Source organism: Paracoccus wurundjeri (assembly GCF_030678915.1).
Lineage (GTDB): Bacteria > Pseudomonadota > Alphaproteobacteria > Rhodobacterales > Rhodobacteraceae > Paracoccus > Paracoccus onubensis_A.
Genome location: NZ_JAUUTZ010000030.1, coordinates 33,307 through 53,276, shown reverse-complemented (window position 1 = coordinate 53,276; position 19,970 = coordinate 33,307). Strand labels below are relative to the sequence as shown.

Below are 19,970 nucleotides of genomic sequence, written 5' to 3'. Positions count from 1 at the left end.
GGCCGATTGCCCTGACAAGAAAGAATGCACTCTTCGCCGGGAATGAAGTCGGCGCCGAAAACTGGGCTATGCTCGCCTCGCTGGTCGCTACCTGCAAGATGTCCGACGTGAACCCGGTCGACTATCTCGCCACCACCCTGCGCGCCATCCTCGACGGTCACCCGCAAAGCCGTATCGAAGACCTCATGCCATGGCGCTTCAACCAGCCGTCAAGCCTCGACGCATAGGGGCACGCCGTAGCGCTTACACTAGGTCAGCTTGAGCCCAAAGCGGACGGTCGGCCCAGCCTCGGATGCTGCGAGCGCAGTCGGCGGGTCACAGCCCAAAGTTGCCCTTCGTATACAATGCAGCACGACGCCCGGGCCGGCACGAAGGGCGGAAAACCTGCCGTTAGCAGCGCAGATAATAACTGATAATTTGGGTCTTCAGATAAGTCCTGCGGGCCAATCCCAAGAAACGTACTTCTTGTAAGCCTCCGCAATTTCTGTATCGGCGTTTGAGTTTATTACGTTTTCTGAATTTGAGTAGATTTTTTCATGGACACGTGTAGGAGAAAATTTTGAGAATGGTCGCTTGATAGCTGGGGTGATCTCGTCAATTGCATGATAGTCGTTCCGACCCGGCGTTTTAAGCCATGACAAGAGAATTACGTTTGCTCCAGCTGCCTCAAAGAAGGCGCGTGATGCCTCTAAAGAGTATCCTTCTGTGCAGATGTCGTCCACCACTAGAACGGTCTTATCCTTGATGTTGGGCTTGTTTTTGTACTTAAGCTGCTTTGGCCCCGTCCTTGTTGGAGTCGGGTTTAGCTTGATTGTCGATAGCTGATTGTTTGCGGATGGCAACTTTCCGTTATTTCTGAGTGTTTGCGATTTTTCAGCGTCGGTATGCCGATCTATGAAGTCGAATAGATATCTTGCACGAAGAGAGCCCGAAACGACGGCGACGGCATTCATTAGCTTGGTTTTATTGGATGTCGGCTTATGGCCGGGATACGGTGCGACAAAATCAACTTCTGTCCCAATGCCAGACAAATGAATGCGTGCAGCCATCAAGAGACCCCAGAATCGGATGTTGCCAGCATCCTGCTTTACGGCTTGCTTCGCGTCAGACGAGTAAATCGCACCCTCCGGATAAGCCTTTGAATATTCAGCAAAAGGCGCAATCGAGTAGATTCTTAAGCCACCATCCTCAATGCCCCAGAACCAATCCTTTGGTGTCAAGCAGCAGCAGTCCACGAAGCTTGCAACGTCTTTCGCAGAGGCAAACTCAAAACCATACGGAGAATTGTCACCATGCCACTTGGCGTTGAGAAGTGGAAAGCCGCCATTGGATGCAGCTTGGACATCTTCTTGTGTGTTCCCAACATAGAAGACTTCCGGAGCAGTCCAGCCATGTTTGTCTAAGATGGCTTGCATGGCGGTTGCGTATTGCTTGTAATCGATATCCCTGCCGCCCTGGTAGTAGGGAAGCTGTGAGCCGACGAACTGCGATAGATACTCTTGAAAAGGCTTCTCACCCTCATCTTTTATAGTGACAGTCCAAGTGGTGTTTGAGACGAGGACAGGTTGTATTCCTTTCGACAAGAGGAATTTCAAAAGTTTCACTGTTTCAAAGAAAAGGTCGGGATTTATCGAGCCCTTATGCGCAAGAACGTCGCTGAGAGAGAAGATTATGCCTCTGAGGTTGTGCATGTCGTGCCTTCACTTAGAATAGAGATTTCTGGGTGGGCTCAGAAATTAAGCCGTCCTTGAAAAAGCTCAGAAATGCGGCGTGTTCTTGAGGTAATGTTAGGCGGACGGAGTTGTGCAGCAGATTGGAAGGTATCCAATCCTGCTCTGCCTGCATCGGGGTTCGAGCATACATGATTGGTCTCTTTAAATCGGATGCAAATTTAACTGTGTGTGCTGTTCCACTTTTTACACCCCACTCGATCGGAAAAACAACGTCCCCGAGTGCAGCTTGAATTCTATTCCTCCGGACAAAATTGCGAGCGCTGAAGGAGTCGTTAGGCAGGTATTCAGTTACGATGCAGCCGCCGCCATCAATGATTTCTTGCCTGAGACCTTCAGACCCCTTGGGATAATTCAGCAAGATCCCTGTGCCGAGGACCGCGATGGTGGGAAGCCCAGACGCTATACTCGCGCGGTGAACAATTTGATCGATTCCCTCTGCTAAGCCGCTTACGGTTACGACACTCAATTCCTTCAAGCAGTAGCCGAAATAAGTTGCGAGCCATTTTCCGTCAGGCGACACTTTTCGGGAGCCAACGGCTGCCACTGAATTTCTTTGCAGGGCTTCGATATGCCCCTCAACGAAAATCCAGTGAGGCGGATCGTTAAGATCAGAAAGGCGTTTAGGATAACGTTCGTCAGTTCGAAAAACCAGAGATACCCCTCGACGCTCAAAGTAATCGAGCTTTCGGCGTCCCTCATTGAGGGCCCCGCTGCAAGAGGCCGGTGTGTCTAGGTGCTCAAATATCTTTGAGAATTTTGTCCTCAACGCATCATTTTTAGTAAGCTCCGGCCTTATCTCAAGATCGAAGAACGACGAATATTTGATACGTTCTGATGAGATTTTTTTCAGAGTCTCGAAACCAACCCCACGTAAATCGCACAGAGCCAAGAATGATATGTGCTCTTTGTTCATATGCTAGATTTCCTGCTGCTGAGAACAGCGTCATTACCGATGCTCGAACGGTACCTGTAACTAGAGGAGGAAGGAAGGCCCCTGGCAAGTGGTCGTCACGCACTTATGTGATTCGGCCTTTGGCAGGGCGCTTTAAGAGGTTGTCCTACAGCAGACAATGGCAGCTATCATGACGCTGCAGCGCAACTACAGAGAGAGCCCCGGAGGTTCGCGTGGGCCCGGACGCTTCGGGGGACGCCGTCAATACGCCCTTGGGAACGGTGTCCGCTTCCTGCGCATTGCCGCGACTTCCCCCGACCAAGGCTGCACGTGCGGCGAAAGCTCACTTCATTCCGCATCGCGGACGCTGCCGGTGTTCGTGGACGGAATAAATCCTGCGGCTGGTACCACCAGACCTTCGGGGCCCTGCTCATTGTGGGCAACCGTCTTCGATGAAACCACCGTTCTCGCTTCCAGTTTGTTCCCCCGGATGCGGTAATCACGCATCGACGCCGATCTCACAGTCATTCATATTGGTTACGCTGCCGTCCGGTTCTTTTCTCCCTGCGAATGCCCATGGAGATCAGTTTCCTACCCGCCTCGCAATATCGGCGGATTGGCCTTGCGTCGTAGAAGCAATAATAATGCCATCCTTTGTCCAGACAGGCTGTTCGTTCTCGGATCGAACGCCTCGTCTTGAGACAGAGGGCGAGGTTGATCAGAAAGGTGAGCGAGCGGGTGCCAGTGCTGTAGGTGCGGATTTAGGCCTTGCCGTTATGCTGTCGCTGGCGGGTATGCAACTCGTTCTTTGCGATCTCTCTTATCCGCCATCGAATGCCCCAATCCCTCCTCCTGATCGATCCCCTATGCCCGTTCGATTTCCACCGGCAACCCCCGCAGCTCAGGACCGTGTTGGCGCAAGCGCCTGTCCGCACCACTCCGGGCCTTTGGGGGCAGGCCGCCGATGGCTCGGCGGTTGCAGGTGCCTCCCGACGGTCTCGGCCGGGTCTCATCGAAGGGATGGTCCCTTCGATGAAGCAACGGAGAAGACACATGCAGAACATCGTTATCCTCGCCGGCAATATCGGTCAGACCCCGGAAGCCCGCACCACGCAGAGCGGCAGCGTCATCACTCGTTTCACCTTGGCCACCGCGCGCCCCCGCTATGCGGAAGGTCGGGTTATCCGCGACGAAAACGGCTACCGGACCCAGGACACGGAATGGCATCGCATCACCTGCTTCAACGGTCTCGGCAAGACGGTCCAGCAATACTGCGAGAAGGGCATGAAGCTGATGGTGCGCGGTCGCATCCATTACACGAAATGGACCGATGTGGACGGCATCAACCATTATGGCTGCGAGATCATCGCCGAGACGGTCGATTTCCTGAGCCGGGCCAAGCAGACCGAAACGGATGATGACGGCCAGTTCATCGATGAAGATGATATCCCGGCCTGAATGGAAGCAGAGGCCCGGCGGCATCCGCCGCCGGGTTTTATCCACATTTTTTGTGGATATCCTGCGATCTCATGTTCCTTCCCGCATGAGGTCGTCCAGATCGGCCGGGCGCAGCCGGTAGCGGATGGCGTTCCCTTCGTGAAGGCCGCGCACCTGTTCGTTGACATACGCAACCACCGCCTCCCGATCGTCCTCAGGGATTCCGGCCCGGACGGCCATGGACATTACCTCATCTGCGCGGAATGCCTTGAATTCCAGAACGCAGCGCCGGACGGCTTCGCGCACGAATTCGCGGTAGGTCAGTGCCGCCTTTTCCGGAGTTTCGACTTCGGCGCGCAGCACCCGGTATTTTTCCGCGGACGCGAGATAGCTGTCGATATAGACCTCGCGCAGCAGCGCGACGTTGTTCAACTCATAGATGCCGATCAGCCCGTCAATGTAGTCAGCATCATCCATGGTCAGGAAAGACATGGGGGCGAGATCGGCTTTCAGCAGCGGGATGTTGGAGGCGACCCGCGATGTCCGTTTGTTGATGTCGATGAAGGCTTGCAGATACGGGATATGGACGAGCAGGAAAAATGACTGTTCGAACGAATCGACAATCTCCGCCGCCTTTGCAAGCAGGATATCGAACTCCTCACCAATGGTGACCGCATCGTCCACCGGCTTGTAGCTTGAATGGGAGATGCCGACAGCGCCCGCGCGCAGGCGCCCGGCCGTGCCGGGATCACCTAGCAGACCGTCGGACAGCAATGCATGAATGGCGAACAGATCGGCGCGCCGAAGCGCGATGTCATCGAGATGATCGACGAGATACTGGATCGCCTCCTTGTGGTTCAGGATCATCAGCGCCTCTTTGCGATCCTTTCCCGCGACTTCCTCGCCAAATCGGATCAGACGCTCGGTTTGCAGGATGTCATAGGTGTTGCCCTCCATGCGCGATGAGGCCCAGGCCAGGTCAACGAGCAGCTGCTCCAGGATTCGCCGTGCATATGTCCCGGCAGGGATCGGACCGCCTGTGGGCCGCCCGGCCTCAAGCAGGCGCTTCCTGTCGGCCTCAGAAAGGTAGAAGGTTTTGCCCGGCACATATGCATCAAGGAATTCACTGCGATAGGTCACGAGCGGACGCCGGTTATATGGCGTTTGCAGATGCGCGCGCACGACGGCGGATCCGGCAATGGTGTAACCTGTTGCCCGACCCTTTCCCGAAACCTCAAGACGCCCCTCATCCACAAGCCGTCTCAGCGCGCGCCAGACAGTCGTGGGGTTATTGTTCGGTCCAGCCGCGCGTTGGATGGCCGCCCGGCCCGCGCCGGGATGTTCCGCGATGTAGTCCAGGATAGTTTGATCTGACAGCGTCATGCAACGGTAATTCCGCTATTGTGAGCGATTATCTGTAGGATATATAATGGTTTTATCCGCTCAGCAAGATTTCGTTGCATCTAATTCGCAACGATTGTTGTCTTAGCGGGTTGTGCAACGATTCGATGGGCGCGAAGAGCAAACAACCGTTTATAACAAAACTAAATTTCTTCTTATCAGAATATCGTTGCGTATCGATTGCAACGTAATCTGTGCTTAGCCTGTATATTTCCCCTGCGTCGGAAAATATCCGAGAACATGAGGTCATGGAGAATAATCGGCTTAGACCTCGTCGTCGGGCTGGACCAGTGCGACATGGCTTATCCCGAGCGCCTGCGCCAGTTCAAAGAGGGTGGCGACATCCCGGCCTGAATGGAAGCCAGAGGCCCGGCGGCATCAGTCGCCGGGCTTGTCCATGTTCACCACGGTTCCTGGTTTATGTGATCCGGGGTTTTCAAGCCTGATCTTTGCCGGGGTCCGGGGAGGGCGGTTCCTGTGTCTCCGCCGATCGCTGCAGTAAATCCGATGCCTCCATGCCCAGGACCTGCGCAAGGCGATCGACGACATCAATCGTGGCACCGTAGATATGGCGTTCCAGAGAACTGATATAGGTGCGATCGAGATCCGCCCGATGCGCGAGCTCTTCCTGCGACAGGCCGTTGGCCCGCCGCGCGGCCCGCAGGTTTCGCGCGAATATCTCCCGAATCTCCATCAACGAGAGATCGGTGACTTGCCGAGTATTTTACCACGGAGTATTCTCTACAAATGAGTTTTGCAGCGGGGTTGCCATGAACGTGGATACATCCATTGCAACGGGCTGCCATGCGGCAGTCTCGATCGGGTCGAGAAGGAACAGGATGGCCTGGACAGGGCCAGGCGTGAGGAAATTGCCGCGACCGTTGATAAACCGGACGGGCTCGCCGCGGTGTAGGAAGTTGATCCCGTCGGCCCGTTGTGCCGCGACAGACCACGGACCTTCGGCGGTTATCCTCCTGTTCTCCAGGGATTCTGCGGGTCGGCAGCCAGCGGCGAGGTGTTTTCATACTCGTCCCGGAATGCCGATATGCACCAGAAGCCGATACGCTGAACGGCCCTTTCCCCGCGAACGGGATCGGTGCATTGTCCGACTCGGGCATATCCCGGATAGGGGGAGACGACATGGCTGCTGATGCATTCGAGGAAACCCCACCGCAGTCCGACCGGCTGACGGGTTATGACGAGCGACATCTGGTCACCTATCTGCGGCTGCTGGACGCGGCGGAGGAGGGGGCCGACTGGCGCGAGGTGGCGCATATCGTGTTCGGTCTGGACGTCGCGGCCGATCCGGATCGGGCCAAACGCATGCATGACAGCCATCTCGCCCGGGCGCGCTGGATGACCGAAGCCGGTTACCGCCAGCTCCTGAAACCGCATATGCGATAGGGCAGGGAAGGGCAGTGGCCACCACCGGCGCCGTTGCAACAGCCCCGGCGTGTTTCATATTCCCCAATACAATCTACACGGTATTGCGTTCTTTCCGTATAGTCCGGTCCCGATCCGCATTTCATTTTGATGGGGAACAGAGGCATGCCCACTTCCACCGGCTGGAGATCACCGCGATATGCCGAGCAGTTCAAGACACTCGACCGCGCCCGGATGACGTTCCAGTTTCTGAGACGCAATCGCGACTATCGCGTGGAATATTCCAGGATAGAGCGACATATCGGGCAGGCTGGAACCGGCGATCACGGCAGGGGAAAGGAGATAGCCCGGATGGCCCGCCGCTGGGGCCTGCTGTTTCCCGGTCGATCCCGCCCTTCCGGTTCCGGAGGTCCGGCCGCTCTGGCGGCCTGAGCTGTCGCCCACCACCCTGATCCTCACCGCGGCTCCTGAAGGCTATGAAGCTCCCTCCCTGCCGGATCCGGCAGATCTGCCCCTGACATCCGTGATCCGTGTCGCCGACGGCCTGCACGGCGTTATCGCCGGTGCGGATGGCGATCATCAACTCTGGCTTCCTCAAGGTTCATCTTCAATCAGGCTGGCGATCGTCGTTCCGCTCGATGATGACCTGATGATCCGCCTGAACAGCATCAGTCGGTTTCAGCGGCTGCTGACCGGCAGGCCCGCCCATCCCGTTCCCGCGCTACAGGCGCTCTCGGTCTTCGAGCGGCACCGGGCCATCCGGATGCTGCGGGCCTGGGACGGGGCCGCATCCGGGGCATCCAGGCGAGAGATCGCCGGCGTCCTGTTCCGGTCGGATTTCAGCGGACTGAGCGCCGCCGAATGGAAATCCGCCTCCGAGCGCAGGCAGCTCGCCCGCATCCTTGCCGAGGCGCGGGCCATGATCGGCGGCGAATATCTCACCCTGCTGCGGGGCGATATGCGCCGCCGCCGCTGATCCTGACCTGATATCCGTCACTGCGCCGGTTCCGCTGGCGGTGCTCCCCTGTGCCAAGGGGGGTGACGAAAACCACCCCTGTCATTCTGTCACTCCGGCTTGCCGCGAATCTCGCGCCATTGTCGCCGCAATCCCGCTTGTCTGGCGGGTCTTGCGACGGAGACCGAAGATGCCGAAAGATTCCGATCCCACCTGGCCGCGCTTTGTGCGCACCTCTGAGGCCGCGCGGCTTCTCGACCTGTCGCCACGCACGCTGGAAAAGCACCGTTGCGACGGCACCGGCCCGGTCTACCGCAAGCTCGGCGGCCGCGTCGTCTACACGGTTGCCGATCTGCGGGCCTGGATCGAGGGCGCGGCACGCCAGTCCACCTCTGAGATGGCGGCAATGGCCCGCAGCCCGGACCTGCTGCTGAGCAAAGCCATCGGGCGTGAGCGGTGAGTTCCGCGATGCCCGCGCAGCGCATTCATGACGGTCGGCAGCTGGAACTGTTCCGGCCGGTAGCCGGCGACATTGCCGCGCGGGATGCGCGCGACCTGATGTCCTGGCCGTTCTTCTCCCTGGCCAAGTCGCGGCGTGTGGTGCCGATCGATTTCCGCATGGGCGCGGTATCCATCCGTGTCGAGGCAACGCCCGAACATGGCATGGCGACGATCTGGGATGCCGATATCCTGATCTGGGCCGCCAGCCAGATCGTCGAGGCCCGTGACAACGGGTTGCGGACCTCCCGGTTGATGGCCGCGACGCCCTACGAGATTCTCACTTTCATCGGGCGGACCGATTCCGGGCTCGGATATCACCGCCTGAAAGCCGCACTCGACCGGTTGCAGGCGACGACCGTTGCCACCTCGATCCGCCAGCCGGCGGCGCGGTGGCGGCACCGTTTCTCCTGGATCAACGAATGGAAGGAGCGGCTGGATGACCGGCGCAGACCGCTCGGAATCGAGCTGATCCTGCCGGACTGGTTCTATGCCGGGGTGATGGACGAGACATTGGTTCTGACCATCGACCGGGCCTATTTCGATCTGACGGGCGGGCTGGAGCGCTGGCTTTACCGGCTGGTGCGCCGTCACGGCGGCCGGCAGCCCGGGGGCTGGAGTTTCGATCTCCGGCATCTGCACCTGAAATCCGGCAGCCTGTCCCCCTTCAAACGCTTCGCCTTCGAGATCCGGGCCATGGTGGCCCGCCAGCCGCTGCCCGGCTATCGCCTGTCGCTTATTCCCGGTTCCGACGGGCTGCAGCGGCTGTGTTTTCAACCTCATGACAGGGATCCCCGCATGCCCCCAGGCAGTGGGATCGGAATGTGAATAAGCTGTGGAACATCCCGTACTATCCGGAACCTTCCGACACGTATTATCCGGAACCCGATCCTCGTACTATCGGGAACCGCGATGCCAGATAGAAAACTGGAAATGCACGGAAAAATCGGCCTCTCCTAACTTCCCTAACTCCAGGGATCCTAACATGGTAGAGGCGCGCCGGTTGGTGGATAACCCCCGGCCAGGCATCAGTTCGACCCCTGATCCGTGGAATGGCAGCAACATGGACGGGGGCGGAGAATGACCACCCGCGCCCATGAAACCGGGAGATCCGACTCCGTCCCGATCACGCTCGTGGAGCTGATCTGGGAGAAGAAGAAGGTCGAGCACTGGCTGCGTTTCGGGCGGTCTTGCCATGAGCATCGGATTGATGGCAGCCGTAAACGCGTCGGTTTCACCTCGGGCAGCGTATTCGCGCTGATACGCTGGGCGGGGAACGAATTCGGCACCGTGGTATCGCGGCTCGACATCCTGCGGGCGGTCAGTCGCGGCGAACCATTCCAGATCCTGCCTTTCGTCCATCCCGGTGCGGAGCTCCTGCTGCGGATCACCAGCTGGCCGAAGGTCGAGCGCGTGCTGCAGGTGATCGACGCCATCGAGGCGCTGGGGATCGACCCCTGCGAGGTTTCACCCGAGCACTGGCGGCATCTCCATCACCGGATCGCTGCGGGCGAACCGTTCCGGACCTATACCAGGGCCAGGCATGCCGCCTGGCTGAAGCGCCGGAAGGTGAGCCTCGATCTTCCGCACGGGTGGGGAGGGGGAACGCAATGATGCGGGCTGCCTATCTCGCCGCAACCGGCTTCGCGCTATGCGCCATTGGTGCTTTGTCATTGCTCGACATCATCCCGCGGGTGATCTGGAACGCCTCCGCCAGCGTGCCCATCGGGATCTATGCCCTGCGACCCGTCGACACCCTGACCGTCGGCGACATGGTCGCGGTTGAACCGCCCGATGCACTGGAACGGTTCATCACCGCACGCGGCTACGCCGGTGCCGATGTGCCGCTCATGAAGCATATCGCGGCACTGCCGGAGCAGGAGGTCTGCCGATCCGGTAGCACGGTTACGATCAACGGCATCGAGGTCGCAGCGGCACTGTCCCGCGACAGCCAGGGCCGCGCCCTGCCGGTCTGGCAGGGCTGCCGGGTGATTGGTGCAGATGAGATATTCCTGCTGAATACGCGTGTCCGCGACAGTCTCGACAGCCGCTATTTCGGTCCACTCCCCGCCCGTTCCGTCATCGGTCGCGCGGTCCCGCTCTGGACCGACGACCATGGTCAGCATCGCCATGATTTGCATGCGGCATCGACATCACCGCGCCGTTGAACCTCCTACCAACCACAGAAGAAGGATTACCTCATGCCACAGATCGGAGAATTTATCGCCACGGAAACCGGCTTTTCCGGCCGTATCCGGACGCTCACGCTCGACAGCGAGATCACCATCATTGCAGTCGATGCGTCAAATGCGGAGAACGCACCGGATTATCGGATCCACAACGGTACCGATGCCGACGGGCCGGAAATTGGTGCGGGGTGGAAAAAGACCGGCGAGCGTGCCGGAACCTTTCTGTCGTTGCTGATCGGCGATCCAGCCCTGCCGCAGCCGATCCGCGCCCATCTGTTTCGTAACGGTGGTTCCGCATGGTCGCTGCACTGGAGCCGGCTACCGAAGCGCGAGGGCAGGGGTTGAATCATGCCGGTTTGCTGCATTCTCAGTGCCGGTTCGCGGTGCGACCGCCGCCGTCGTATCGCTGCTCCTCTTCTTTTTGGCCTCACCGTCGCTGTCATCCCGACGGCTGGTCCGCTGGCGCAGAACGTGCAACCGGCGGCGCAGGAAACCCGCGATCCGTTCGCGGCCCATATCGCGGAAGCCTCGCAGCGCTTCGGCATTCCGGCGGGTTGGATCCGCGCCGTTCGCCATGTCGAAAGCCGGGGCGATCCGCTGGCGGTCTCGCCCAAGGGCGCCATGGGCCTGATGCAGATCATGCCCGAAACTTGGACGGTGGTGCGCCGGCGCCATGGGCTCGGCAGTGATCCGTTCGCGCCGCGCGACAACATCCTCGCCGGCGCGGCCTATCTGCGCGAGATGTACGACCGCTACGGCACCGTCACCGGCATGCTGGCGGCCTATAATGCCGGGCCGGGGCGATATGACGACTACCTGGCCTCGGGGCGGAAACTGCCGGCCGAGACCCGCGCCTATGTCGCCAGGCTGGCGCCACTGCTGGGGGGCGACGCGCTTCCTGGCGGCGGTTCCACTGCGGTGTCGCCCGCCGATTGGCGCGAGGCATCGCTCTTCGTCATGCAGTCCGATCCCGATACGACTGCGGATTCCGTGCAACCGGGCGGCTCTTCAAAAGGTGCCCGGAATGCCATTCCAGCACGTGGCGAAATCACCGCTGCACCGCAATCCGGCGGGCTGTTCGTCCGCCGTTCCGGCACCGGAGTTGCACAATGACCATGCGTCCGGATTGTCCCGCAACCGGTTTCGACGGGCAGTCATGTATATCGAATTCGCTTATACGCGGAAGCTCGATGATCTTCGGGAATTATCGCAGTTTTTCAGGAGCTGTCGCGGAGGATGCGGGAGCGGCGGGAAAAGCGGAAGGGTGGTGGGAGCAATGCAAGATAAAAGCCCGCACATCGCGGGCATGAGAGGCGGTCGTGTTTGCCGGGTTTCCCGGCATTTTGCGCACCTCGCGGCGCATTTTTGCACATCGCGCCCATGTCCCTTTTCCTGCGAATTCATGGAATTCCGCAGCTCGCGGGATATCCGGCCATGAGCCACGAGGATGAGTTCCGCATCCGCCCGGGGCGTATCCGGTCCAGCCGCAGCCAGCGGGCGCGGCCCTTCGTGGCGCAGGCGCTCTCCGCCGCGCAGAAGGCGGGCGGGCGCATCTCGCGCAATGGCCGGGTGGTTTCGCCGGGCGCCTCACGCATGGGCCGGGGCCGTGCCGCCAGCCTCCGCGCCAACAGGCTGATCACCGGTCGTTCGCGTCTCTGTACCGTCAAGGCGCGGGTGGTTCGCCATCGCGGCCAGCCCGCTGCGCTCACGCGGCATCTCGGATATCTGCGCCGCGACGGCGTCACCCGGGACGGGGAAAGGGCCCGGATGTTCGGTCCTGAGACGGAGGATGCGGATGTGAAGGGTTTCACGAAGCGCTGCCGGGGGGACCGGCACCATTTCCGCTTCATCGTCTCCCCTGAGGATACCGCCGATATGGCGGATCTGAAACGCTTTACGCGCGAGCTGATGGCGCAGGCGGGAAAGGATCTCGGCACGGAGCTCGATTGGATCGCCACCGATCACTGGAACACCGGCAATCCGCATCTCCATGTCATCCTGCGGGGCCGGGCCGATGACGGTCGTGATCTCGTCATCTCCCGGGACTATATCAGGGAGGGGATGCGCGATCGGGCGCAGGACCTGATCACCCGGGAACTGGGGCCGCGGCATGAGCTGGAGATCCGCCGCAGCCTTGAACGGCAGGTCGGGGCGGAGCGCTGGACTGCACTCGACCGCCAGCTCGTCCGTGATGCCGGCAGCTCCGGGATCATCGACATGGCGCCGGCGGTGGATGGTCGCGGTGACGACTACCTGCCCCAGAAGATCGGACGGTTGCGGCGGCTGGAAAGCCTGGGACTGGCGAACCGGGTTGGGCCGGGCCAATGGGTGATGTTGCAAGAAGCCGAGCCGACCCTCCGTGAGATGGGGGAGCGTGGCGATATCATCAAACGCATGCATCGCGCGCTGACCGAACGCGGCATCGCGCGCGGCCCTGCCGGTTATGTGCTGGATGGGGGAGGCATCGACACGCCGGTCATCGGCCGTCTCGTGGAGCGCGGCCATGATGACGAGCTGACAGGTACCGCCTATGCCGTGATCGATGGTGTGGACGGCCGCACCCATCACATCAGTCTGCCGCATCTCGATGCCGCAGGTGACAGCCCGTCTGGCTCGATCGTCGAGCTGCGAGCATATGAGGATGCGCGTGGCATCCGCCGTGTCGCGCTGGCGGCCCGCTCCGATCTCGATCTCTCCGCCCAGATCAGCGCGACGGGGGCAACCTGGCTCGACCGGCAGGCCCTTGCCCGGGATCCCGTCCCGCTCTCCGGGACCGGCTTCGGTGCCGAGGTGCGAGAGGCGCTGGACCGGCGCGTCGGGCATTTGATCGGCGAGGGTCTCGCCGAACGACAAGGCGGGCGGATCGTCTTCGCGCGCCGGCTGCTCGAGACCCTGCGCAGCCGCGAGGTCGATGCGCTTGCCGGGAAACTGGTCGCGGAGACCCGTCAGCCCTTCACCCGTACCGCCCGCGGAGAGAATGTCGCGGGCACCTACCGTCAGCGATACGCACTGGCTTCCGGCCGTTTCGCCATGATCGATGACGGGTTGGGATTCCGGCTGGTGCCCTGGTCGCCCTCGCTCGAGACGCATCTCGACCGGCATGTCTCCGGTGTTGCGCGCGGGGATGGTGGCGTGGACTGGTCTTTTGGCCGCAAGCGCGGGCTGGGGCTGTGAAACGGTATGGAAAGCTGTTGCAGAGAGAACCGATGCGCCTGGAGTTGTCTTGACGGGAGGTACGTATGTCCCTATATGACTATCTGTAGTCACAATGGAGATGATCATGAAGGAACTCCAGCTCAGGGATGCCAAGGCGACGCTATCGGCCGTGGTCGATCTGGCGGTGTCGGGAGAGCCGACGGTGATCACCCGCCATGGCCGCAGGGAGGCCGTACTGCTCTCCTTCGAGGAATGGCAGCGCATCTCCCGGGTGCCGGATTTCGCCGATCTGCTGCGGGTCTTTCCCGGGGAGCCCGGCGATATCCCCGAACGGTCCCGCAAACCCGCGCGGGCGTTGCGGGATACCGGTCTCTGAACTTGTATCTGCTCGACACCAACATCATTTCGGCCTCGGCGCCGACCCGGCGCGATGCCGGGGCGGACACCCTCGGGGACTGGATACGGGCGCATAGCGACGGGCTCTACCTGTCGGCCATCACCATCGCCGAGATCGAGGCGGGCATTGCCCGGGCGGTCCGGATCGGTGCGACCACTAAGGCTGCGGCGTTGCGCCGCTGGCTTGCTGCCGTGGAGCATTTCCATGCCAGCCGGATCCTGCCCTTCGGCGTGAGCGAGGCCCGCGAGGCCGGTGCGATCCTCGACCGGGCGCGCGCGCATGATCCGGGTTTCGAGGATATCGCCATCGCCGCGACGGCGGCCGCGCATGGTCTCACGGTGCTGACCGCCAATGAGCGGCATTTCGCGCCGCTCGGCGTCCCTTATATGAATCCGCTGAAGGAACTGCCCGCGACCTAGCAAGGACCGTGCCGGTCTCAGACGTCGTTACCTACTGGTCTCCTGTGGTCGCCCGGCCGGGATATGACCGGCAGCGAATCGCCGGGCAATGTCAGAAGCTGGTTTCGACACGATGGTGACAGGGGTGGTTGTGAAGACCGCGCCTCGCAGCCTGCCGGTATTTTTACGCCTCCCTTCGCCGCATTGCGATCTCCGGAAGGATTGTGGTTGCAACCGGCGGAAAGCGGGCTTTTTTCGATCATATCGGAAACCAGCAGGGAACAAATCACGCCTTGTCCGCCACCCGCATCCTCTGGGGTCAGATCCTTATCGTCTCCCTGATCGTGCTCGCCACCACCTGGATGGCGACGCAATGGGTGGGATGGCGTCTCGGCTTCCAGCCACAGCTCGGTCCGGCCTGGTTTGAACTGGCGGGCTGGCCGGTCTATTACCCGCCCGCGCTGTTCTGGTGGTGGTATTTCTATGACGCCTATGCACCGCGGATTTTCGTGGAGGGCGGCATCATCGCGGCGTCGGGGGGCTTTCTCGCGATTGCTATCGCCATCCTGATGTCGGTCTGTAGGGCACGGGAGGCAACGGATGTCGATATCTTCGGGTCGGCGCGCTGGGCGGAACCCGCCGAGATCGCGCAGGCCGGGCTACTCGGCCCCGACGGGGTCGTTCTCGGCAGATATGACAGGGACTATCTGCGCCATGACGGCCCGGAACATGTGCTGTGTTTCGCGCCGACTCGCTCCGGCAAGGGCGTCGGCCTCGTGGTGCCGACGCTCCTGACCTGGCCGGGATCGGCGATCGTCCATGATATCAAGGGCGAGAACTGGCAATTGACGGCCGGGTTCCGTGCGCAACATGGCCGCGTGCTGCTGTTCGATCCGACCAATCCCCGGTCATCCGCCTATAATCCGCTGCTGGAGGTGCGCCGCGGCGAATGGGAGGTGCGCGATGTCCAGAACATCGCCGATGTCCTGGTCGATCCCGAAGGCTCGCTGGAGAGGCACAATCACTGGGAGAAGACCAGCCACAGCCTGCTGGTCGGTGCCATCCTGCATGTGCTCTATGCCGAGCCGGACAAGACGCTGGCCGGGGTTGCCGCCTTCCTCTCCGATCCGCGCCGACCGATCGAGACGACGCTCGCCGCGATGATGCGCACCCCGCATCTGGGTGCGGCCGGGCCGCATCCCGTCATCGCCTCCGCGGCCCGCGAGCTTCTGAACAAGGCCGTTAATGAACGCTCCGGCGTGCTGTCGACCGCCATGTCCTTTCTCGGCCTTTACCGCGATCCGGTGGTGGCACGGGTCACCCGCCGCTGCGACTGGCGCATTGCCGATCTGGGCGCGGGCGGGACACCCGCGACGCTCTATCTGGTGGTGCCACCCTCGGATATCTCGCGCACCAAACCGCTGATCCGGCTGGTTCTGAACCAGATCGGCCGCAGGCTGACCGAGGATCTGCATGCGAAGGATCGCGGCCATCGGGTGCTGATGATGCTTGATGAATTCCCGGCACTCGGTCGGCTCGATTTCTTCGAATCCGCACTGGCCTTCATGGCGGGATACGGCATCAAGGCGTTCCTGATCGCGCAATCCCTGAACCAGATCGAGAAGGCTTACGGGTCGAACAATTCGATTCTCGACAATTGCCATGTCCGCGTCTGCTTCGCCACCAATGATGAACGCACCGCCAGGCGGGTGTCGGATTCGCTCGGCACCGCCACCGAGAAGCGGGCGATGCGGAACTATGCGGGCCACCGGCTGGCGCCCTGGCTCGGTCATCTGATGGTCTCGCGTTCCGACACCGCACGGCCGCTGCTCACCCCCGGTGAGGTGATGCAGCTGCCGCCGGAGGAGGAGATCGTCATGGTCGCGGGTACGCCACCGGTCCGGGCAAAGAAGGCGCGCTATTTCGAGGATGCGCGGTTCCGGGAGCGCCTGCTGCCCGTTCCAGAACTGGAAACGGGTGGTGAGACGAGGCCTGATGACTGGACCGGGCGCGTGGTTCCGGCCTCGGATATCCGGGGGCAGGGCGGTGATCCCGTATCTGCCTCAACCGACGTTCCGCGGGCCGATACAAAGTCGTCCGGTGATCCGGAGAATGCCGGTCTGCGCCGTGAACCAGGCTTCGAGCCGCGGAAGAAGATCGCGGCGGAGCCGCCGGAGCCTCTGGAGAACGAGTTCGATCCGGATATCGATGGGCCTGGACAGAACCAGATTCACAACAAGGTGCTGAAGCGCGATATGGGCCGGATCGCGCGACAGATCTCGATGAACCCGGATGACGGAATGGAGCTCTGAATGATGCCGGAACGTTCTGAGAAAAAGAAGCGGCTCTCGGTCTATCTCGATCCCGAGCTGATGCTGCTGCTGGCCGATTACGCCGATCGCCGCGCGAAATCCCGCTCGCTGGTCGCCGAGGCGGCGATTGCCTCCTTTCTCACGCCCGATGCCGACGAACGCCAGGAGGCTGCCCTGAGCCGGCGGCTCGACCGGCTCGACCGCAACATGCAGCGGCTGGAGCGCGATATCGGCATTGCCAACGAGGCCTTCGCGATCTTCATCAGATCCTGGCTGACCTCGACTCCACCTCTGCCCGAGGCGGCGCAGGCGAGCGCACGGGCGCAGGGTGGGCAACGCTATGACCGGTTTCTGGAGGCGCTCGGCCGCCGGCTGATGCGTGGTCCGAAGCTGCGCCAGGAAGTGCCGGAGGAATCTGGACAGGAGGGGTGATTCTGATGCTACAGGCTGTGACTCAGGAAGCATCAGTCGCCGGGACCATGTCCGGTGCGGACGCTTTTCCGTGCCCTTGCAAAGCCACGATCCGTCGCGAAAAAGCGTTCCAGCATAGGCACGATGAGTTTCTGTGGCTGGATCGCGCCCTGCCCGCCCTCACGACCAAGAATCTTGCCATATGAAACGAGATCGCGATATAAGCTGGCGGGCAGTTCCACCGTCACTTTCATTGGTTTATCATCGGGCAACGGACCGAGCTTCAGTTTCTCCATATCAATCTCCAAAGCTTTCCAAGATTAAATCTTTCGTCACAATGATCCTGACCGGGAATCCCGGCCGGATGGTCAATGTCGGTTTCACCTGTAACTGCCGCTGGACGATCTGCTGCCCGGTCTCATTGATCGTATCGAGCGCGCCTTCGCGGATGGCACGGGTCAGCCTGTCCCCGTCATCCGTTGCGAATTCGGCCCCGGCCGCGAGTAGCGTCGAGAGACCGGCGGCCTTCATCAGATCCCACCAATGATAATCGACGCCATCCTCGAGCCCGGCATAACCGCCCGAATCGGCCCCCGCCAGACGCTCCAGCACGATGGAGCTACCATCCGGGAAAATCAGCCGGTTCCAGACCAGTAGCACCCGGCGCTGGCCGAAACTGACACTGTCATCATATGCGCCGATAAGCCGCGTACCCTGCGGGATCAGCAGGATCGAGCCGGTGGGGCTGTCATAGACGGGCTCGGTGACCTGCGCGATGATCTGGCCGGGCAGATCGGAGCGGATGCCGGTGATGAGCGCCGCCGGAATGACCGAGCCCGCCTGAAGGATATTAGGTGAGGCCGGTGGCGTGACGCGATCCGGCGCCACCACCTGCCGGTCCACCGGACCGTCGAGGAAAGTGCGCTGCTCGTCTTGAGCATCTGTTAAACCGGGTTGCCCGGCAAGTCCGGTCAGACCCGGCCGGGCGGCGCTCGCTGTCGCATTTCCGGTTTCGGCCCCGGCCTCGAAAAACACGCCGCTGAGCCTTGCGGCTTCCTCTTCGGTGCGGCGGCGCTCTTCCTCGGGATCGACCCTGGGCACAGGGACGGCAGACAGGTCGACCGGTTTTCCCTGCTCCTGAGTTTTCAGGATCGGCCCACCGAGATCGCCGGGCAGCGCGGGTCCGAGTTCCGGGCCGGTATAATCGGACGGCAATTCGGCAAGCCCATCCGCCGTGGTCCGATTCTGGGTCGAGTAGAGTTCCTCATCGCCCGGCGCCGTCTTAGGCGCCTGAAGCGCATAGATCAGTGCCCCACCGATCCCGAGGCAGGCGATGGTCCCGACACCGATGAGCATTTTGCGCGACAGACGGGTGACGCGCGGTGGATCGGGGTGCAACCGCATCCGTTCGGCAGTGTCGGTCCCGCTCATGACGAGCCCCCGTCACGGGACGCGCTCTTCTTCACGGCCATCGCCTGCTGCTGCGCAATCCGGACGATCCGCACCACCTGCTGTTTGCCACTGCCGAGACGCAGCTCGGCCGCCGCAAACAGCCGGTCCACGATCAGCACATTGCCGGATACCCGAGTATTGGCGATCTGCGGCTCGCCTTCGGGACCCAGCACAAAGATCGGCGGCATCTCGCCCTGCACGATGCCGGGCGGAAAGACCACATAGACCCGGCGGCCATCATCAAAGACGGAAACGGGCCGCCAGGGCGGGCTGCTGTCGGGGATCTGCAGCCCGTAGCGGTAGTTTCGAGCCGAAGCCGACGGGATGGTCGGTCGCGCGACTGTGGCGCGCCGCATGACGCGCGATTGCGGATAATCCCAGGAAACGGCTGGCATCCAGGTCTCCTCGCTGGCACGCAACTCGATCATGTAGCTGCGCCGGTCGGTGCTGATGACCAGGTTTGTCGAGATATCCGGCCGGGTCGGCTTCACCAAGACATGGGTGCGGGTACTTGCCTCGGAACCGCTTGTCGTATCGCCAATAATCCAGCGGGTGGTATCGCCCGCCGCGATCGGGCCCGTGCCAGCAAGGGTCTCGCCGGGCTCCAACGCGATATCGGTGATCTGCCCGGGCGCGGCATAGATCTGGTAGAGCGCGCCTTCCGACCAGGGATAGACCTGGATGGCATTGTAATAGCCCTCGCGGCGCGGCTCGACCCGAGCCGCGGCATTGGCATTGTTGATACGGGTCGTGGGCGTGCCCGCCGCCTCGCCGCCCTTTGCCGGTGTCCAGGCAGGTGGTCTGTGCAAGGGCTCGGGAACCCTGTCGGCTTCCACCGCCGGCGGGTCCGGCAGGGGCGGGACATGATCGTCATAGCGGAACTGCGGCGGCTTGTCCGCGACGCAGCCGGTCAGCACCAGAGTGGCAAAGGCGATGCTCAATCCGTATATGACAGGCTGGCGGAGAAGCTTTCGAGGAGAGAAGAGCAGATGGTGCAGCATGGAGATATCGCCGAAAAATTTTCGCTTTTCTCGGAGCATTGGCGCCCGAAGGTGATCGCCGGCCTCAACGGGCAGGAGGTGAAGATCGTGAAAGTTCAGGGTGTTTTCCCCTGGCATCACCATGAGGATTGCGAGGAAATGTTCCTGGTCTGGAAAGGCCGCTTCCGGGTGGAGTTCCGTGACCGGGTCTGTGACATGGGACCGGGAGAATTTGTCGTCGTTCCACGGGGTGTCGAGCACCGCACGGCGGCCGATGAGGAAGCGGAGATCCTGATCTTCGAGCCCGCCGAGGTCCTGAACACCGGCAATGTCACTGATGAGAATTTCACGGCGCCGCAAGGCGTGGTGATCTGAA

General features: G+C 61.4%; 24 protein-coding genes. 17 read left to right on the top strand and 7 right to left on the bottom strand.

Going from position 1 to position 19,970, the window contains the following annotated elements; translation table 11 throughout:
• Positions 1 to 227 (top strand): transposase domain-containing protein (locus Q0601_RS21270; protein ID WP_305291918.1); only part of this gene is annotated, 227 nt, incomplete at its 5' end.
• Between the two features lie 198 nt (positions 228 to 425).
• Here the strand turns inward: Q0601_RS21270 and Q0601_RS21265 are convergent.
• Together Q0601_RS21265 and Q0601_RS21260 are read right to left on the bottom strand one after the other, a co-directional pair.
• Entirely contained in the window at positions 426 to 1,691 is a 1,266-nt protein-coding gene (locus Q0601_RS21265) for a hypothetical protein (protein WP_305291917.1), read from the bottom strand.
• Between the two features lie 13 nt (positions 1,692 to 1,704).
• Positions 1,705 to 2,646 carry a DNA-processing protein DprA gene (locus Q0601_RS21260; protein ID WP_305291916.1) on the bottom strand — a complete coding sequence of 314 codons (942 nt, stop codon included), beginning with the start codon at positions 2,644 to 2,646 and terminating at the stop codon, positions 1,705 to 1,707.
• Between the two features lie 1,032 nt (positions 2,647 to 3,678).
• On the opposite strand from Q0601_RS21260, the gene Q0601_RS21255 reads away from it, so the two are divergent.
• On the top strand, positions 3,679 to 4,083 hold the full coding sequence (locus Q0601_RS21255; protein WP_305291914.1) for a single-stranded DNA-binding protein: 405 nt from the start codon (positions 3,679 to 3,681) through the stop codon (positions 4,081 to 4,083).
• 69 nt (positions 4,084 to 4,152) lie between these two features.
• Here Q0601_RS21255 and Q0601_RS21250 read toward each other — a convergent pair whose 3' ends face one another.
• On the bottom strand, positions 4,153 to 4,929 hold the full coding sequence (locus Q0601_RS21250; protein ID WP_305291913.1) for a Fic family protein: 777 nt from the start codon (positions 4,927 to 4,929) through the stop codon (positions 4,153 to 4,155).
• Between the two features lie 970 nt (positions 4,930 to 5,899).
• On the bottom strand, positions 5,900 to 6,157 hold the full coding sequence (locus Q0601_RS21245) for a helix-turn-helix domain-containing protein (RefSeq protein WP_305291924.1): 258 nt from the start codon (positions 6,155 to 6,157) through the stop codon (positions 5,900 to 5,902).
• Positions 6,158 to 6,603: 446 nt separating this feature from the next.
• Here Q0601_RS21245 and Q0601_RS21240 point away from each other — a divergent pair, with 446 nt between their 5' ends.
• The 14 genes from Q0601_RS21240 (at position 6,604) to Q0601_RS21175 (ending at position 17,183) form a co-directional block, all read left to right on the top strand.
• Positions 6,604 to 6,867 carry a DNA -binding domain-containing protein gene (locus Q0601_RS21240; protein ID WP_305291912.1) on the top strand — a complete coding sequence of 88 codons (264 nt, stop codon included), beginning with the start codon at positions 6,604 to 6,606 and terminating at the stop codon, positions 6,865 to 6,867.
• A gap of 144 nt (positions 6,868 to 7,011) precedes the next feature.
• Positions 7,012 to 7,278, top strand: a complete 267-nt coding sequence (locus tag Q0601_RS21235; RefSeq protein WP_305291911.1) for a transcriptional regulator domain-containing protein — start codon at positions 7,012 to 7,014, stop codon at positions 7,276 to 7,278.
• Between the two features lies 1 nt (position 7,279).
• Positions 7,280 to 7,822, top strand: a complete 543-nt coding sequence (locus Q0601_RS21230) for a DUF2285 domain-containing protein (protein ID WP_441848437.1) — start codon at positions 7,280 to 7,282, stop codon at positions 7,820 to 7,822.
• A 169-nt stretch (positions 7,823 to 7,991) separates the two neighbouring features.
• Complete coding sequence (locus Q0601_RS21225) at positions 7,992 to 8,261, top strand: helix-turn-helix transcriptional regulator (protein WP_305291909.1); 270 nt, start codon at positions 7,992 to 7,994, stop codon at positions 8,259 to 8,261.
• An 8-nt stretch (positions 8,262 to 8,269) separates the two neighbouring features.
• On the top strand, positions 8,270 to 9,127 hold the full coding sequence (locus Q0601_RS21220; protein WP_305291908.1) for a replication initiator protein A: 858 nt from the start codon (positions 8,270 to 8,272) through the stop codon (positions 9,125 to 9,127).
• Between the two features lie 252 nt (positions 9,128 to 9,379).
• Positions 9,380 to 9,913, top strand: coding sequence for a DUF2840 domain-containing protein (locus Q0601_RS21215; protein ID WP_305291906.1), 534 nt, complete (start codon positions 9,380 to 9,382; stop codon positions 9,911 to 9,913).
• Entirely contained in the window at positions 9,910 to 10,467 is a 558-nt protein-coding gene (locus Q0601_RS21210) for a S26 family signal peptidase (protein ID WP_305291905.1), read from the top strand. Before Q0601_RS21215 ends, Q0601_RS21210 begins: the two co-directional genes overlap by 4 nt.
• 33 nt (positions 10,468 to 10,500) lie before the next feature.
• Entirely contained in the window at positions 10,501 to 10,833 is a 333-nt protein-coding gene (locus Q0601_RS21205; RefSeq protein WP_305291904.1) for a DUF736 domain-containing protein, read from the top strand.
• Between the two features lie 3 nt (positions 10,834 to 10,836).
• Positions 10,837 to 11,601: a lytic transglycosylase domain-containing protein gene (locus tag Q0601_RS21200; RefSeq protein WP_305291903.1), complete on the top strand. Its 765-nt coding sequence runs from the start codon at positions 10,837 to 10,839 to the stop codon at positions 11,599 to 11,601.
• Between the two features lie 321 nt (positions 11,602 to 11,922).
• Positions 11,923 to 13,662 (top strand): relaxase/mobilization nuclease domain-containing protein, encoded by a 1,740-nt coding sequence (locus Q0601_RS21195; protein ID WP_305291902.1) that lies wholly within the window; start codon positions 11,923 to 11,925, stop codon positions 13,660 to 13,662.
• 106 nt (positions 13,663 to 13,768) lie between these two features.
• A complete protein-coding gene (locus tag Q0601_RS21190; protein ID WP_305291901.1) occupies positions 13,769 to 14,020 on the top strand; it encodes a type II toxin-antitoxin system Phd/YefM family antitoxin in 252 nt (83 codons plus the stop codon).
• A 2-nt stretch (positions 14,021 to 14,022) separates the two neighbouring features.
• A complete protein-coding gene (locus Q0601_RS21185) occupies positions 14,023 to 14,460 on the top strand; it encodes a PIN domain-containing protein (protein WP_305291900.1) in 438 nt (145 codons plus the stop codon).
• A 272-nt stretch (positions 14,461 to 14,732) separates the two neighbouring features.
• Positions 14,733 to 16,751, top strand: a complete 2,019-nt coding sequence (locus Q0601_RS21180; RefSeq protein ID WP_305291899.1) for a conjugal transfer protein TraG — start codon at positions 14,733 to 14,735, stop codon at positions 16,749 to 16,751.
• Complete coding sequence (locus Q0601_RS21175; protein WP_441848435.1) at positions 16,752 to 17,183, top strand: CopG family transcriptional regulator; 432 nt, start codon at positions 16,752 to 16,754, stop codon at positions 17,181 to 17,183. It abuts the gene before it with no gap.
• Between the two features lie 32 nt (positions 17,184 to 17,215).
• Here the strand turns inward: Q0601_RS21175 and Q0601_RS21170 are convergent, their stop codons facing one another.
• Genes Q0601_RS21170 through trbG form a run of 3 tightly spaced genes read right to left on the bottom strand, consistent with a single transcriptional unit; the run spans position 17,216 to position 19,615 of the window.
• Positions 17,216 to 17,458: a DUF2274 domain-containing protein gene (locus Q0601_RS21170; RefSeq protein ID WP_305291898.1), complete on the bottom strand. Its 243-nt coding sequence runs from the start codon at positions 17,456 to 17,458 to the stop codon at positions 17,216 to 17,218.
• A gap of 1 nt (position 17,459) precedes the next feature.
• Complete coding sequence (locus Q0601_RS21165) at positions 17,460 to 18,593, bottom strand: TraB/TrbI/VirB10 family type IV secretion system protein (protein WP_305291897.1); 1,134 nt, start codon at positions 18,591 to 18,593, stop codon at positions 17,460 to 17,462.
• Positions 18,590 to 19,615: a P-type conjugative transfer protein TrbG gene (trbG, locus tag Q0601_RS21160; protein ID WP_305291896.1), complete on the bottom strand. Its 1,026-nt coding sequence runs from the start codon at positions 19,613 to 19,615 to the stop codon at positions 18,590 to 18,592. Before trbG ends, Q0601_RS21165 begins: the two co-directional genes overlap by 4 nt.
• On the opposite strand from trbG, the gene Q0601_RS21155 reads away from it, so the two are divergent.
• Positions 19,604 to 19,969 (top strand): cupin domain-containing protein, encoded by a 366-nt coding sequence (locus Q0601_RS21155; protein WP_305291895.1) that lies wholly within the window; start codon positions 19,604 to 19,606, stop codon positions 19,967 to 19,969. The two genes, trbG and Q0601_RS21155, sit on opposite strands and share 12 nt — an antisense overlap.
• Position 19,970 lies beyond the last annotated feature (1 nt).